General features: G+C 70.4%; 16 protein-coding genes. 11 read left to right on the top strand and 5 right to left on the bottom strand.

What is annotated here, in order from left to right:
- Positions 1-7: 7 nt before the first annotated feature.
- Positions 8-1,387, bottom strand: coding sequence for a HEAT repeat domain-containing protein (locus tag D7W79_RS10680; RefSeq protein WP_120525253.1), 1,380 nt, complete (start codon positions 1,385-1,387; stop codon positions 8-10).
- Between the two features lie 68 nt (positions 1,388-1,455).
- Between D7W79_RS10680 and D7W79_RS10675 the strand changes: the two genes are divergently transcribed.
- Positions 1,456-2,265, top strand: a complete 810-nt coding sequence (locus D7W79_RS10675; protein ID WP_158616936.1) for a class I SAM-dependent methyltransferase — start codon at positions 1,456-1,458, stop codon at positions 2,263-2,265.
- A 4-nt stretch (positions 2,266-2,269) separates the two neighbouring features.
- Here the strand turns inward: D7W79_RS10675 and D7W79_RS10670 are convergent, their stop codons facing one another.
- The gene (locus D7W79_RS10670) at positions 2,270-3,181 is read right to left on the bottom strand and encodes a DMT family transporter (protein ID WP_120525251.1); all 912 of its coding nucleotides are present in this window, start codon (positions 3,179-3,181) and stop codon (positions 2,270-2,272) included.
- A 122-nt stretch (positions 3,182-3,303) separates the two neighbouring features.
- Between D7W79_RS10670 and D7W79_RS10665 the strand changes: the two genes are divergently transcribed.
- The 3 genes from D7W79_RS10665 (at position 3,304) to D7W79_RS10655 (ending at position 6,882) form a co-directional block, all read left to right on the top strand.
- A complete protein-coding gene (locus D7W79_RS10665) occupies positions 3,304-4,254 on the top strand; it encodes a LysR substrate-binding domain-containing protein (protein ID WP_120525250.1) in 951 nt (316 codons plus the stop codon).
- Positions 4,255-4,451: 197 nt separating this feature from the next.
- Entirely contained in the window at positions 4,452-5,006 is a 555-nt protein-coding gene (locus tag D7W79_RS10660; RefSeq protein ID WP_120525249.1) for a MarR family winged helix-turn-helix transcriptional regulator, read from the top strand.
- Entirely contained in the window at positions 4,993-6,882 is a 1,890-nt protein-coding gene (locus D7W79_RS10655; RefSeq protein ID WP_120525248.1) for a chloride channel protein, read from the top strand. Before D7W79_RS10660 ends, D7W79_RS10655 begins: the two co-directional genes overlap by 14 nt.
- A 10-nt stretch (positions 6,883-6,892) precedes the next feature.
- On the opposite strand, the gene D7W79_RS10650 is transcribed toward D7W79_RS10655, so the two are convergent.
- Complete coding sequence (locus tag D7W79_RS10650; RefSeq protein ID WP_120525247.1) at positions 6,893-7,879, bottom strand: NAD-dependent epimerase/dehydratase family protein; 987 nt, start codon at positions 7,877-7,879, stop codon at positions 6,893-6,895.
- A 108-nt stretch (positions 7,880-7,987) separates the two neighbouring features.
- On the opposite strand from D7W79_RS10650, the gene D7W79_RS10645 reads away from it, so the two are divergent.
- The 6 genes from D7W79_RS10645 (at position 7,988) to D7W79_RS10620 (ending at position 13,332) form a co-directional block, all read left to right on the top strand.
- Complete coding sequence (locus D7W79_RS10645) at positions 7,988-8,611, top strand: TetR/AcrR family transcriptional regulator (RefSeq protein WP_120525246.1); 624 nt, start codon at positions 7,988-7,990, stop codon at positions 8,609-8,611.
- A gap of 85 nt (positions 8,612-8,696) precedes the next feature.
- The gene (locus D7W79_RS10640; protein ID WP_120525245.1) at positions 8,697-9,521 is read left to right on the top strand and encodes a TadE/TadG family type IV pilus assembly protein; all 825 of its coding nucleotides are present in this window, start codon (positions 8,697-8,699) and stop codon (positions 9,519-9,521) included.
- 34 nt (positions 9,522-9,555) lie between these two features.
- Positions 9,556-11,184, top strand: a complete 1,629-nt coding sequence (locus tag D7W79_RS10635) for a pilus assembly protein (RefSeq protein ID WP_120525244.1) — start codon at positions 9,556-9,558, stop codon at positions 11,182-11,184.
- Positions 11,157-12,278 (top strand): pilus assembly protein, encoded by a 1,122-nt coding sequence (locus D7W79_RS10630; protein ID WP_244221703.1) that lies wholly within the window; start codon positions 11,157-11,159, stop codon positions 12,276-12,278. Before D7W79_RS10635 ends, D7W79_RS10630 begins: the two co-directional genes overlap by 28 nt.
- Positions 12,275-13,135 (top strand): hypothetical protein, encoded by an 861-nt coding sequence (locus D7W79_RS10625; protein WP_120525243.1) that lies wholly within the window; start codon positions 12,275-12,277, stop codon positions 13,133-13,135. Before D7W79_RS10630 ends, D7W79_RS10625 begins: the two co-directional genes overlap by 4 nt.
- A complete protein-coding gene (locus tag D7W79_RS10620) occupies positions 13,132-13,332 on the top strand; it encodes a hypothetical protein (RefSeq protein ID WP_120525242.1) in 201 nt (66 codons plus the stop codon). Before D7W79_RS10625 ends, D7W79_RS10620 begins: the two co-directional genes overlap by 4 nt.
- A gap of 2 nt (positions 13,333-13,334) precedes the next feature.
- Here D7W79_RS10620 and D7W79_RS10615 read toward each other — a convergent pair whose 3' ends face one another.
- Entirely contained in the window at positions 13,335-14,105 is a 771-nt protein-coding gene (locus D7W79_RS10615) for a hypothetical protein (RefSeq protein ID WP_120525241.1), read from the bottom strand.
- 64 nt (positions 14,106-14,169) lie between these two features.
- Between D7W79_RS10615 and D7W79_RS10610 the strand changes: the two genes are divergently transcribed.
- Positions 14,170-14,766, top strand: a complete 597-nt coding sequence (locus D7W79_RS10610; RefSeq protein WP_120525240.1) for a hypothetical protein — start codon at positions 14,170-14,172, stop codon at positions 14,764-14,766.
- On the opposite strand, the gene D7W79_RS10605 is transcribed toward D7W79_RS10610, so the two are convergent.
- Entirely contained in the window at positions 14,747-15,367 is a 621-nt protein-coding gene (locus D7W79_RS10605) for a hypothetical protein (RefSeq protein WP_244221702.1), read from the bottom strand. The two genes, D7W79_RS10610 and D7W79_RS10605, sit on opposite strands and share 20 nt — an antisense overlap.
- Positions 15,368-15,408: the final 41 nt, after the last annotated feature.

Genomic DNA, 15,408 nt, shown 5'->3' with positions numbered 1-15,408 from the left:
GGGCCCCCTACCCCGCCGTCTTTGGCTGACGCGCGAGCCACGCGCGCCACTCGTCGGCGGTCTCGTACTGCTCACCGGAGAGCTGCTTCAGCACCAGGATGGCGGGGTCGCGGTTGATGGGCAGCTGGAGCGCGGACATCGCGACCAGCGTGTCTCCCAGCTGGCGGATGAGTTCGGTCCGCTGAAGCTTCAGCTCTCCTGGAGGCATGTCCTCCAGCAGGTACGTGAGCAGATACACCGCCTTGTTGCGGTCCATCGACGTCGGCAGTGACACTGCGTCCACCACCGTGGACACGTGCAGCAATGGTTGCTTCGCCGCCTGCTGCGTGGCCGTCAACACGCGCAGCACGTTGTTGCGCACTCCCTCATCCGGATCCCGGATGAAGGGCCGCAGGCGTTCGACGGTCTCCAGGGCCGTGGGCGCGTAGGCCAGCAGGTACGCGGCGGCGGCCCGCTTTCGCGCGTCCGCGTCCTCGCGCAGGACCGCCGTCAGCGCGTCCAGGTGCTTGGGGACCTTCGCGAGGAACTCTGGCTCGAAGGCCACCAGGTCCGGATGGCCAAACCCTCCAATGCAGTGCGTGGCCTTGCAGGTGGAGTCCTCAGCGAGCTTGCCCTGCATCTGGAGCTGCTGCAGGCGCTGCTCATACTCATCCCACCGGGCGACCAGTCCTTCCGGATCCGTGGGATGGCCCTTGGGTGCGGCGAGGACGTGAGCCCGGACCGCGGCATCTTCCGCATCCACCATGTCCATCACCACGAACGCCGTGCCCTTGCGCTCCTCGGCGAAGTACATGGTCATGCCCGCTCGGGCGAAGACGAGGTTGTATTGATTGCGCAGGAGGCTTTCCTTCTGCCTGAAGACGGCGGCGCTGTGGACGATGGGCTTGCCTACTTCCAGCCCCAGCACCTGGCGGACCGTCTCCCGATCCACCCGCCGCGAGCCAAAGGCGTCCAGCCCCATGAGCGTGAACACCGGGAACGGCGCCTCGGGTGCCTTCGCCAGGTTGGCGCGGGCCTGCGCGACGATGCCGCTCCACGCGGGCAGCGGGTGCAGCGCCGCCAGCTCCGGGTCGTATTCGAGATGATCCGCGTCGTAGTAGCCGCCCTGGACCGCGCGCTTCAGCACGTCCACGGCCGCTTCCGCGTGGCCCCCGAGCGAGGCGCACCCCGCGGCGCGATAGAAGGACTCCGCGCGGTCCGGCCCCTCTTCGTACGCCTCGCCGGAGGCGCGGAAGCGCTCCGCGCACCGCTCGAAGTCCAGCGCGTCATAGGCCTGCTCGGCCTCCGTAGAGAGCTGCTGGGCCCGCGCGGCCGGGTCCGCCGGCTTCGGGGCATGCGCACAACCCGCCCCCAACGCGACCACGCCCAGCGCCATTACGAATCGCATCTGGACCAACCTTTCGAGAAAGCCCGTATCTCATGCAAGCTGCGCGCAGGTTTCAAGGAGCCCTCCCCATGGCCAATGCCATCTCGAAGACCGCCTATTACACCCTGGCCTGCCGGGCAGAGGACGCACGCCAGCCCCGGCCGCTGTGCGGTGACACCTTCGCCTCCCGCTTCATGGATGACGAGGCGCGGCAGGTCTGGGCCCGCTTCCAGTCCTTCCTCGAGGCCAACGCCAGCAACGCCGGGCGGCATCAGATCATCGACGCGCTGGTGCAGGAGGAGCTGAACCGGACTCCCGACGCGCGGGTGGTGGTGCTGGGCGCGGGCTTCGACACGCGGGCCTACCGGCTTCGCGGCGGCCGGTGGCTGGAGGTGGACGAGCCCGCCATCATCACGCTCAAGGACGCGAAGCTGCCGGTGACGGAGGCGAAGAACCCGCTCGAGCGCCTCTCCATCGACTTCGCGGCGGAGTCGCTCGCGCACAAGCTCGCGCCCTACCAGGACTCGCGGCGCACGCACGTCATCATCGAGGGCGTGCTCATGTACCTGTCGAACGCGCAGCGGCGGGACATGCTCGCGGTGCTCGCCCAGGTGTTCCCCCACCACGCCGTGTACTGCGACCTGATGCGCGCCACCTTCCAGCGTGAGTACGGCCGCGACCTGCACGCGGTGCTCGCCAGCATGGGCGCGTCCTTCCAGGACATGACGGACACGCCGGAGGCGACGTTGCTGGAGGCGGGCTACACGGCCGCGTCCTCCACCTCCGTCCCGCTGCGCTCGCTGGAGCTGGCCGGCAAGCGCGGTCCGGCGTTCGTCGTCCGCCGGTTCATGCCCAAGGTCCGCGACGGCTACCGCATCTGGAAGTTCGAGCGGACCTGACGCCTCATGCCTTCTTCGTCGCCGAGGGCGGCTGCCCCAGCGCCACGCTCCCCAGGATGAGCGTGCCCGCCACCAGCAGGGTGGGCGTCAGCGGCTCGCCCAGCAGCAGCCAGGCCCAGGCCACCGCGAACAGCGGCACCAGGTAGGTGACGACGACGGCGCGCGCCGCGCCAATGCGCTGGATGAGCCGGTAGAACACCGCGTACCCGAAGCCGGTGCAGACAATGCCCAGTGCCGTCGCCGCCAGCCAGGGCCGCAGGCCGATGGGCTCCGTGGGCCACATGACCACCGCGAAGGGCAGCAGCAGCACCGCGCCGCAGGCCAGCGTGGCGGCGGCGACCGCGGCGGCCGGCAGCCCGGTGAGGTGGCGGCGCACCAGGTTCGCGCCGATGCCGTAGAGGAACGCGCCCGTGGTCCCCGCCGCCACGGCCCAGGCGACGCTCGCGCCCGCGGCCTTGCCGCTGGCCAGCACCACCACCCCGGCGAAGCCCGCGAGCAGCGCCACCGCGCGCCGGCCCCCGATGCGCTCGCCGTAGAAGACGAACGCCACCAGCGCGGTGAAGAGCACCGCCATGCTGTTGGTGATGGCTCCGACACCCGCGGGGGCCTGCCGCGCGGCCCAGGCGAAGAGCGAGAAGGGCACCGCCGCGTTGATGACGCCCACCAGCGCCAGCCGGGGCCACAGCGCGGGACGCATGACCGAGCGCGCACGCCAGAGGAAGGGCATCAGCACCGCGGAGCCCAGCACCAGGCGCAGCGCCACCAGGGGAATGGGGCCGAAGGCCGGCGCCGCGATGCGCAGGAACAGGAAGGACGCGCCCCAGATGGCGGCCAGCCCGCCCAGTTCCAGCGGCGTGAGCCACGCCCGGGTGAAGGTGGGAGTCACGGCCTGGGGATGGGGAACGGATGCGCTCATGATGGCCCCCTCGTGCGAGGAAGGAATCTGACTTCTGTCTGGCCCTTTCTTCACGCCGCCACCTCCGCTTCACAAGCGCATCCTTTCCGTGTCAGACATGAGCCAGATTTGAGGCTCGGCCCATGACCCTGCGCACCGACCTGCTCCCCGCCCTGGCGGCCTTCGAGTCCGCCGCCCGCCACCAGAACTTCGCTCGCGCGGCGGAGGAGCTGCACCTGACCGCCAGCGCGGTCAGCCACCACGTCCGCAAGCTGGAGGACCGGCTGGGGGTCGTGCTCTTCCAGCGGCATGCCCGGGGCGTGGCGCTGACGGCCGAGGGGCGCCAGCTCGCGGACGCCGCCAGCACCGCGCTGTCGGACATGGACAACGTGCTCGGGGGCCTCAAGCGTTCGCGGGACGAGGACGCCGTGGTGCGCGTCACCACCGTGCACTCGCTGACGTACGCGTGGCTGCTGCCGCGCATGCCGGGCTTCACGACCCTGCACCCGCACGTGCGGATCCACGTGGACACGGAGATGGCGCTCACCCGCTTCGATGAGGGCGGGCCGGACCTGGGCATCCGCTATGGCCAGCCCCCCTGGCCGGGCTTGAGCGCGCAGCCCCTGATGGACGACGCCCTGTTCCCCGTGGCCTCCTCGCGGCTCGCGGGCATCGAGCACGTGCGCGAGGCGGCGGACGTGGCGAAGCTCCCGCTCATCGCGGACCTCTCCCGCCAGGGCTGGCAGGACTGGTTCCGCTCGGCGGACGTTCGCGGGGTGCGCGTCGAGGAGCGCTACAGCTTCAGCGACACCACCGGCGCGCTGATGGCCGCGGTGCAGGGCCTGGGCGCGGCGCTGGCGCGCGAGAAGATCGTCACGCCCTACTTCGCGGACGGCCGACTCATCCGGCTGCCCGGCCCCATCGTGCCCACCCGCGCCAGCTACTTCGTCGTCTACCCCTCACACCGGCGGCTGCGCCCGGCCGCGCGCCTCTTCGTGGATTGGCTGCTGGCCCAGCGTGAGCATCCGGCCCCGCCGGTTCCGGCCGCGACGCAAGGCACTGCACCGCCACGCCGGAAGACCGCCGGCACCTGAGCCGCGGTCGCTTTGCCCAGTGAGGCCCGGGCACCTTTGCCGGGCCTCGCTGGGATTCCCGCGGTGACATGCACCGCCCGCGCTCCGACGGTGAGTCCTTCCCTCTTCCGCGCTCCGTCCGGCCACCGAGCGGCCAGGCATCCCCCTCGCTTTTGCTTGTGCCCGCGAACCCTGCCCCGTAGGTTGCGGGCAGATATATGGGCTCCCATTCAATTCGACCGACGCCGCCCGCGGAGGTCTCCGGCGAGGTGCGCGCGGCCATGGACGGCGTGCGGCGGCTGGTGCGGCTGCTGCGGGTCTCCGCTCGTGCTTCCGAACGGCTGGTGGGCATCAGCGGCGCCCAGCTCTTCATCCTCCAGACGCTGGCGGAGTCCGGGCCCTGCTCCATCAATGCGCTCGCGGAGCGCACGCTCACGCACCAGAGCAGCGTGTCCGTCGTCGTCACGAAGCTGATCGAGCAGGGGCTGGTGAGCCGCCGCCGCTCCGACGAGGACGGCCGCCGCGTGGAGGTCGCGCTGGAGCCCAAGGGCCGCGCGCTGGTGCGCAAGGCGCCGCCCATGGCCCAGGCCCAGCTCATCTCCGGACTGCGCGGCCTGAAGCCTGACGTGCGCGCGGGGCTGGTCCAAGGGCTGGACGCCTGGGTGCGCGCACTGGGGCTGGACGGGGACGAAGCCCCGCTCTTTTTCGAAGACGAATCCTCGCGCCCATCGCGGCGCCGCAAGACACAGGAGCCTACGGATGAAGAAGCCTGAGGTTGAACGCATCGAGGAGGGCCTGGGTGAGAGGCCGGAGGAACGGGCCGGCCTCCCCGTGGCCCCGTCGATGGGCCCCGCGCTCGCCAGCCTGCGCACCCCCGCCGCCTCCGTGGCGGTGGACTCCCGCACGGTGTTCATCAGCCTCCTGGCGGTGGCACTCGCGGTCGCCGCCGGCCTGGTGGCTCAGGGGCTGGGCACGCTCATCCACTTCGTGACGAACCTGGCCTTCTTCGGGCGGCTGTCCGTGCAGCCGGTGTCGCCCGGGGACAACACGCTGGGAGGCTGGGTGGTGCTCGTGCCCGTGGCGGGCGCCATCATCGTGGGGCTGATGGCGCGCTACGGCTCGCGGGCCATCCGGGGCCACGGCATCCCGGAAGCCATGGAGCAGGTCCTCTTCAACCAGAGCCGCATCCCGCCCCGGATGACCCTGCTCAAGCCGCTGTCGTCGGCCATCGCCATCGGCACCGGCGGCCCGTTCGGCGCGGAGGGGCCCATCATCGCCACCGGCGGCGCGCTGGGGTCGCTCCTGGGACAGGTGCTCCACGTCACGGCGGACGAGCGCAAGGCACTGCTCGCCGCAGGCGCCGCCGCGGGTATGGCCGCCACGTTCGGAGCGCCGGTGTCCGCCGTGCTCCTCGCCGTGGAGCTGCTGCTCTTCGAGTTCAAGCCCCGCTCCGTCATCCCCGTGGCCCTGGCCACCGCCACGGCGACCAGCGTGCGCATCGCCTTCGTGGGCGGCGCGCCGGCATTCGCCATCCCGGACCTGACCACGCCGTCCGGCACGGCGCTCGTGTTCTACGGCGTGCTGGGCCTCATCGTGGGCGGCGCGTCCGTGCTGTGCACGCGCGCGGTGTACTGGCTGGAGGACGCGTTCGAGAAGCTGCCCATCCACTGGATGTGGTGGCCCGCGCTGGGCGGCATCGTCGTGGGTGTGGTGGGCCTGGTGTCCCCGCGCACGCTGGGCGTGGGCTACACCAACATCGAGGACATCCTGTCCGGCCGCTTCGTGGGGACGGCGATGCTCGTCTTCTGCGCGCTCAAGTTCATCTCCTGGTCCGTCGCGCTGGGGAGCGGGACGTCCGGCGGCACGCTGGCCCCCCTCTTCACGCTGGGCGGAGGTCTGGGCTCCGGTCTGGGGCTGCTCGCCACGCAGCTGTTCCCCAGCCTGGGCGTGGACGTGCGCGTCGCGGCGCTGGTGGGCATGGCCGCCCTCTTCGCCGGAGCGTCCCGCGCGCTGCTGGCGTCGGTGGTGTTCGCCTTCGAGACCACGCGGCAGCCCATGGGCCTGCTGCCGCTGCTCGCCGGCTGCGCGGCGTCCTATCTGGTGTCCGCGCTGCTCATGCGTCACTCCATCATGACGGAGAAGCTGGCCCGTCGCGGCGTCCGCATCCCCACGGAGCTGGGCGCGGACGCGCTGGGCCAGGCGCTCGTGCGCGACCACGGCCTCAAGCCCGTGGTGACGTTGCAGGCGGACATGCTCCTGGAGGAGGTGCGCACGTGGCTCACGTCCGACGCCGCGGGCTCCCGCCACCAGGGCTTCCCCGTCGTCTCCCGGGAGGGGGCGCTCGTGGGCGTCGTCACGCGCCGGGACCTGCTGGACGGCCAGTCGGGCGGCGACCGGCGGATGCGGGACGTGGTGAAGCGGCCCCCGGCGGTCGTCTTCGACGACAGCTCCCTGCGCGAGGCGGCGGACCTGATGGTGGAAGAGGGCGTGGGCCGCCTGCCCGTCGTCTCCCGCGCAAGGCCGGAGCACGTCGTGGGCATCCTTACCCGCAGCGATCTGCTCGGGGGCCACCGGCAGCGCCTGGCCAACGCCCGCACGCGCGAGCGCGGCATTGGCGGCGCGCGTCCCCCTTCCCCCCGGACCGCCTGAGGGCCGCGGCTCAGGTCGCCGCGGGGACCGCCGCCGGACGTGACTTCGCCGCCTGCTCCTTGCGCAGGGCCGCGAGCGTCTGGCGGATGCCCTCCGCGTAGGGCGTCTTGTGCACCGTGCCCAGCAGGCCGCGCAGCGCGGAGTCGTCCAGCAGCACGGGGTTGGTGAGCAGGTAGTACATCTCCACCAGCTCCTTCATGAACGGGTCGAAGAGGCCGGCCAGCCGCACCAGCGTCTTCCCCATCGTCATCGTCCTCGGCGTGTGGCCCGCCTGCGCGTAGATCTCCTTCACCATCTGGCGCTGCGTGGTGGCGCCCGCGCCCGCCAGGTTCCAGAAGCGGCCGTACGCGCGGGGCTCGTCCATCAGCGCGGTGACGACAGGGCCCACGTCGTTGACGAAGACGAACTCATGCGGCGTGTCCAGCGGCCCGATGAGCGGCGCGCGCTTGCCCTGGTTCGCCGCGACGAAGGCGCGGTACAGGAAGCTGCGCTCCACGCCCGGTCCGTAGAAGTCCGGCAGCCGGAGGATGGTGCCCTTGATCCGGCCCGCCGCGTCCGCCTCCAGGAGCAGGTCCTCCTGCGCCTTGCGCATGCGGCCCTTGTAGGTGTTCGGCTCGCGCGGATGGGACTCCACCACCGTCGCGGTGCGCGGCATCCCGTACGGATACACCGTGCCGATGAGCACCACGCGCTCCACGCCCTCCGCGATGGCCGCGTCCAGCGTGCGGCGCATCAGCTCCGGGTGCAGGTGGAACTGCCAGTAGTTCACCCCCACCATGTAGATGAGGGTCCGCACGCCCCGCGCCGCGGCCCGGATGGACGCCGGGTCCTCCGGATTCCACGTCACCACCTCCGCCCGAGGGTCCGCGCCGAACTCCCTCCGGAGGCTTGCTTCCGAGCGCCCCACCACCCGGTACGGCCGGCCCTGCGCCTGGAGCGTCCGCGCCACACCCTGCCCAATGACGCCCGAAGCGCCGAACAACGCCACCGTCTCCATGTCGTCCTCCCGGATGAATTGAACGGCCGATATTTTTATGAACACCGTTCGGTGAACACCGTTCATTTATTGCTGGCCGTTCGTTTCGTCAAGGCCTAACCTCGTGACATGGGCATCACGGAGCGCAAGGAGCGTCAGCGGGGGGAGCTGCGGGAGCACATCCTCCAGGTGGCTCGCGACATGGTGATGAAGGAAGGCTTTGGCGCCCTCTCCATGCGCAAGCTGGCGGACGCGGTGGAGTACGCGCCGGCGACGCTCTACCTCCACTTCGAGAACCGCGACGCCATCGCGCGTGAGCTGTGCGTGCGCGGCTTCCAGGAGCTGCTCGCGGCGCTGGAGCCGGCGGCCGCCGTGAAGGACTCCGCGGAGCGGCTGTCACAGCTGGCGGAGGCGTACCTGGCCTTCGGCTTGAAGCACCCGGAGACCTACCGCCTCATCTTCATGGAGGACCCCAAGCTGTCCGCGGACCTCTTCCAGGACAAGAAGGAGGGCCCGGGCCCGAAGTCCTTCGCCCTGCTGGTGCGGGCCTTCGAGGACCTGAAGGCGGATGGCCGGGCCCTGGAGGCCACGTCCGCCGAACGCCTGGCGGAGGTGTTCTGGGCGGGGCTGCACGGCATCATCAGCCTCAAGCTCACCTGCTCCGGATTCCAGGGCGCACCGGCGGAAGCGCTGGTGAAGACACTCGTGGCCACGCTGGTGCACGGCCCGAAGCCCGCGCGGCGCTCCCGGTAGAAACCGCCACCACCCAACAGGTGGCCTCTTCCGGCGGACGCCGACTGGCATCCCCATGACACACCGTGTGAAGATTGGGCGTCCCATGAAAAAGTCCCTGCCAACCCATCCCGGTGAGTCAGGCCAGGCGCTGGTGGAGTCCGCGCTGGTCATCCCGGTGATGGTGTTCCTCATCCTGGGCATCCTCCAGTTGGGGACGCTGCACCACGCGCGGCTGATGACGGAGTACGCCGCGTACCGTGCGGCGCGCTCGGGCATCGTCAACCACGGCGACTGCGAGCTGATGAAGAAGGCCGCCTACGCGGCGGTCCTGCCTACCCTGGGCCCCCCCAACTCAGGCGGCCCGGGCCGGGTGGAGACGCTCATCAAAGTGGCGATCGTCCATGACGCGTACACGCTGGGGAGTCAGGCGGCCCAGAACCAGCGCTTCAAGCAGGTGGACCTGGAGCGCGTGCGGGTGGAGGTGACCAACCCCCGGCGCAGCCAGCTGCCCACCCTCTTCTCCTCCTACGGCTCCCACATGCAGGGCCGGGAGCTGGACTACGACGACATCCGCAACCCGCAGGTCATCGAGGCCAACCTCCTCACGGTGCGCATCACCTACTTCTACGAGATGCGCATCCCGTTCGCGAACTGGCAGCTGCACGCCTTCTACATGGGCCGCGAGGCGCTCAACGGCCTGGCCATGCGGGGCGTCAACTTCACCACCCAGAAGGTGAACGGCGGCAGCCTCACGGACCACCTGGAGGACGCGGGCGCGGGCCAGAGCGACGACCATCAGAAGATCCGCACGCTCGCCAACAGCAACGTCTTCGCCATCCCCATCGTGGCCACGTATTCGATGCGCATGCAGTCCAACCTCCTCAACAGCGGTACGCGCGGCCCCAACGCGTGCGCCGTGGACGGCTAGCGTCTCCCCCGACGCCGGCCAGAAGGCCCCCTCGATGTTTCAGATTCTGCGGAGACTGCGGCGCGACGAGCGCGGGCAGGCCATGGTGCTGGGGGTGGTGGTCATGCTGGTGCTGGCCGTCACCATCATGGTGTCGGTGAACATCGGCCAGGGCGTGTACGAGAAGATCAAGCTGCAGGACGCCGCGGACGCGCAGGCGTACTCGCTGGCGGTGAAGGAGGCGCGGGCCTACAACTTCCTCGCGTACACCAACCGCGCGATGATCGTGCACTACTCCGCGATGCTCACGGTGATGTCCTACGTGAGCCACGCGGTGTACCTGGACCGCACCATCGGCACGGCGGCCAAGTACCTGCAATACATCCCAGGCGTCGGCGCGGTCTTCGCCGCGGTCTCCACGGCGATAAAAGCCTGGAAGGTGACGGTGGAGACCGTCTCACGCCTCCTCATCCCGGTGCTGACAGCGCTCAACATTGCGCTGTGGCTGGCCCAGGAGGCCATGCTGACCGGCACCCTCTTCGACCTCTACACCTCGAAGGGACACGGGAACGTCATCGACAAGACCGACCCGCGGGCGGATGTCCCCAAGGACATGGACTCGGGGCAGTCCTTCACCAACGCCTCCCTCTCATCGCTGTTCAAGAACCAGGGCGACATCAACTACTCCAACGCCAAGAACTTCCTGCACGTCATCGACGACGGTCCCTTGAGCAGCAGCCCCACCATGGGACTGGACCCCACCGGCATGCTCACGCGCGGGAAGCTGGTACAGGCCAACAAGCTGTCGGATCCGAACATGGCCAAGTACCGGCTCTTGATGGGCAACCTGGCCAACGGCGTGCGCCGCGAGTGGACGGCCGTGGGCAAGGGCCCCATCCTCATTGGCCGCAAGTGGGACTTCAACCTGTGCGTCGTCATTGGCCAGCTGCGCATCCGCAAGACGGCGGACAGCCAGATCAAGAGCTTCGACGAGGGCTTCGAGGGCAACCGCAAGGACCAGCTCTACGCGTCGGACGACATCCGCATCGAGGTGCGCCCCACCTGCTTCCTCTTCGGCTGGAAGACCATCTTCCAGCTGCGCTTCCGCGCGGCGGCGGACAACCGGGGCGGCTTCCACCAGGAATACGGCTCCAATAAGACGGATGACCACCACCCGTGGATGGGCATCACGCCGTTCGTCACGTCCGACACCAGCTTCATCAACCCCCGGCAGAACCACTTCGGCTACCCGTGCAACCTCATCATCCTGAGCAAGGACATGGGCGCGGACCGCACCGGTAGCAAGCCGGTCTACGAGTTGGAGAACCTGTCCCAGAACGCGTTCATGGAGGGCAGTGGCAGCCACAAGTTCGACAAGGAGGAGGAGAACACCCAGGAGGGCATCTACGAGTCATACCTGGACATGACCTGGCGGTACGTGGGCGGCAAGCAGGACAAGTACGCGGAGGACTTCCGCGAGCGCACGGGCGGCATGATGGCCATGGCGGTGGGCCGCGCCCTCTACCACCGTCCCAACACGTGGAAGGAGGAGCCCAACTTCTTCAACCCGCTCTGGACGGCGCGCCTGGCGCCCATCAACACGCACTGGGACGAAGACCACCTCAAGTGGATCGTGCCCGCCTGGAAGGACAGCGAATGGCTGCTCAACGGCATCTACTACTGATGACGCGCTCGGGCCGCCGCGCGGCGCGGGGAGCAGCGACGGTGGAGCTGGCGCTCCTGGCGCCGCTGCTCGTCGTGCTCATCCTGTGGGCGAACTACTTCTGGGAGGTCCAGCGCGCGAAGCTCAAGATGGCGGAGATGGCGCGCTTCGTGGCCTTCGAGCGCACGGTGCGCCAGGACCTCTCCGCAGTCACCACGGAGGCGCGTCAGCGCTACCAGGACCTGGACGGCTCCACCAAGACGGGCACGCTGGGCACGGCCTACCGCAACGGGCTCACCATCCAGGTCCAGGCCCAGAACGCGGAAGCGCCGCTCGAGGACGTGGCGATGTCCAAGATGGGCGCGAACTCCGGCGTGGGCGGTATCGCCGCCGCCGCCGTCAGCGCGCTGGGCGGCTCGCCGGCGAAGCTGGCCGAGGACATGGGCTTCGACCCCAGCGTCGGGGCGGTCCAGACGGACGTGCGGGTCCGGTTGGTCAACCACATCATCCCGCGGGAGATCGCCCTCTACACGACGGGCTTCGACGGCGATGAGCTGGACCTGAACTTCCAGGAGCACTTCTACCTCTACCACGACACGTGGAGGGCCTGGGGCCCGGGCGAGAATCCCGCGCAGACCTATCCGCGCGTGGAGCAGCTCACGCACGACCGCTCGGCGAACATCGTCTACGCGGGCGTGAGCGGCGGGGCGATGAACTCCATCTCGTCGGTGCTGGGCGTGCTGGGGCTCGATTTCCCCTTCTCCGATGACTACATCCGCCAGTCCGTGCTCATCCGCGAGGTGACGGCCGCGGGCAACTACAACGCGCAAACGTCGACGCGCACGGTGCCCGGCGACGTGCTCCTGGCCGCCTACTGGCGCAATGACACGAGCTACTGCTACGGCAGCTGCGAGCCCAAGGCCATCAAGACGAAGCGCGGGCTCGATAACTCCGGTGGTTATGGTGACAACTGGCCCATGCGCGCCTACCGGTGCCGGGGCAACTTCTTCCAGGGCGCCGCCTTCTCCAACGAGCCGGAGTCCGTCTACATCAAGTCCACCTCCGCGGCGGCGGCGTACTTCCACTACGCCAGCGACGCCTGCGCGGTCCCATGAGCGGACTGTCGGACCACACAGGCGCGCTCACGCGCTGGCTGGGCCTCGGCGGGCTGCTCGCGCTCGTGGCCACCGCCGTGGTGCTGAAGGATCCGCCCGCTCCGTCGCGGGAGCTTCCGGCGAAGCCGCCCTCGCAACCGGAGATCGCCCTGCCCCCGGCGCCGCCGTTCCCGGATGCCGGTGTGGGCCGGCTGATGCGCATCATGCCGTCCTTCCCCGGCGTGACGATGGTGCCCATGGGCCGGATGATGACCAACGGCAGCCCCATGGAGATGGGCTACTTCGAAACGGATCATCCGCCGGGCGAGGTGCTGGAGTACTACGCGCGCGAGTTCCGGCTGCGCGGCCGCAACATCGTCACGCAGGACGACGGCTCGGGCGGCGGCTCCGTGAACTACTACGACGACCGCATTGGCGCGCTGGTGGCCGTCACCACCCTGCGCGTGGGCGGCGCGACGACGCGCACGCTGGTGTTCCCATCCCTGGTGGAGGCGCCCGAGGGCGTCCACCTGCAGGGCACGCCGCCCGAGTCCCTGCCTCAGCCTCCGGGCGTGGTGACGGTGCTGCGCCTGGACGAGGGCAGCGGCGCCGGTGGCAGCGCGGGCAGCACCACGCTCACGCAGGTGGCGCACGGCACGCCCGCGATGCTCGCGGAGTTCTACCGGTCGCAGCTGCCTTCGCGCGGCTACATGCCTTCGGGCGGGCACCTGGCGCGGGGCGTGGAGCTGCTGGAGTTCGAGCGTCCCGGTGAGCGGCTGTCGCTGACGCTGTCGCCCATCGACAAGGACGGCCCCCCCGAATCCCTCATCACGTTCGTGCTCGAGCGTGCCCCTCTTCCCCAGGAGTCGAATCGATGAATGGCTGGTTGTCGCGAGGCTACCGGTGGCTGCGCCGTCCGCGTTCGCGGGGTCAGGCCCTGGCCGAGTTCACGATCTTGCTGATGGCGTTCTTTTTCGGCGGCGTCGCCATCACCACGTTCGCGCCGGATATGTTCGCGGCGCTCACCATCTACATCCGCGGCTTCTACTGCGTGCTGGGCTACCCGTTCGGCTGAAGTCAGGGCACGGGCAGCCGCGGCAGCGTGAGCGGCACGGCGTCCAGCGCGGGCCGGGCACCGGTGCCGCTCTTCTGCGCCGTCCAGAGGGCCTCCGCTTCGCGCAGGGACTCCACGCCGAACACCGGCACCTGGTTCGCGGTCACCACCGTCACCTGGGTGCCCGTCTCGATGCGGAAGGTCTGTTCCCGGGCCTTGCCGGCGAAGGGGCCGGAGCGCAGCTCCGTGTCGCGCTGGCGGACGAGCGCGCCCCGGAGCTCGGTGTGATCCGCGAGCAGGTCCACGGGGACGGAGACGGGAGTGTTGGGCGGCACCGAGAGCGCCAGCCGCTCCACCATGGGACGGGCGGTGCCGGCGCGGGCCACCCAGACGATGATGAGGGCGCGGGGGGCGGTCTGGTAGTCCACCTCCACCTGGTAGAGCGTGTCGCGCTCGCGCGGCGTCTCGCCCACCACGGCGGCGCGCACGGGGAAGCCTTTGCCCCCCTTCGGGGTGACGAGGTATTCCACCCACGTGCCCACGACGGGCTGGAGCTGTCCGTAGAGCAAGAGGGGCGGAACCAGGGCGCGCGCCTCCGCGAGGCGCTCGGGGGCGATGGGCGAATCGGAGGACGCCGCTTTTCCGGCGTCGGAGGGAGCCGGTGTTCCGGCGTCGGTGGACACCCCCTTCGCGGCGGGACGGGACGGCGTGAGGCCCGCGTCGGGCGCGGCGGACATGGCCGGCGTGGCGGAGAGCAGCACGGCGGTGCACACGGGAACCAGGAGGCGGCGCATGGAAACAGCACTATCGGTCCGGGGCTCCGCGTCGGACAAGCTGCCAGGGACATGGGGAGGACGCATGGGACGGCTCCTGACGCTGTTGGCGCTGCTGTTCGTGGGCTTCACGGCCCTGCCCGCGCGGGCGCAAGGCGACGCGCCGGATGCGTTGTTCGGCCTGCCGCTCGTCGTGCGCGAGGGCGGCTGGGCGCGCTACCTGAACACGTCACCGGACGGGCCTCCGCAGTTCGTCATCAAGATGGGCGGGCCGGGACGCCACGAGGGCAAGCGCGGACGGTGGCTCCTCCTGGAGTTCGACGTGCCCGCCACCGGGCGTGTGGGCTTCGACTTCCTGGTGGAGGGCGAGCGCTTCAGCGCGAAGAGCGTGCTGCTCATGCGCCTGCGGGTGCCGGGCCGGCCGCCGTCGGACACGCCCGCGCCCTTCAACCAACCGGGCGCCGACAGACAACCGCATCCGCTCCGCCAGGGCACGGAGACGATCGCCGGAAGGAAGCTGGCGGTGACGGAGTACTCGTACGCGGGAGGCATCACCGCCCAGTGGTCGCCGGCCGTTCCGGTGCTGGGCCTGGTGCGCGTCTCCGGCACCCAGTCCTTCCAGCTGGAGGCCTTCGGCGTGGGCGGAGACCCGTGGAAGGGCACTACCGCCGCCGGACGGTAAGGCCCGCCCCGAGCAGCGCGGCCCGCACCGCCGCCTCCTCCGAGCTGTCGAGCCGCGAGGCCAGCAGCAGCCGCGTCCCCTGCCCCGCCTGGAGCCGCACGCGCGGCAGGTCCCCCTGCTCCCGCTGGAACGAGAACCACTCCAGCCGGGAGAACGGCGTGCGCCGCCCCAGCGAGTCGATGAAGCCCGTGGGGCCCAGGAACAGCGCGGGCACCGCGTGCAGCCCCACGCCCGCGAGCCATCCGGCGACGCCCAGGCAGAACGTGGCGAGCGCGGGCCGGCCCTCCGCGGAGAGCAGCCGCAGCCCCACCAGCGCCAGCACGCCCATGGTCGCGAGCACCAGCGCATAGGTGCCCATCTCCGCGCGCGAGCGCAGCGCCACCAGCCTCCCGCCGCGCGACAGCCCCACGAGCGCGCCCAGCGCCACGAGCGCCAGTCCGCCCGAGGCCACCGCCACGCCCAGCGACATCATCCCGGGACGACCTCCCAGCTCGCGTGACTCGCGCACGAGCCACGCGGCGCAGCCCGCGAAGAAGAGCAGTGTCACGCCCTGGAAGGCGGCCGTGGCGACGGGGAACGTGGGGACCGGGGAACGACTCACCCGGTCCTCTCTACACCACCCGGCCCCCGAGGCCCCGGACC

The organism is Corallococcus exercitus, from assembly GCF_003611585.1.
In the GTDB taxonomy this organism is placed as follows: Bacteria; Myxococcota; Myxococcia; order Myxococcales; family Myxococcaceae; genus Corallococcus; species Corallococcus exercitus.
Note: the sequence above shows the minus strand (reverse complement) of the source record. Positions and strands in the feature narration are given on the sequence as shown.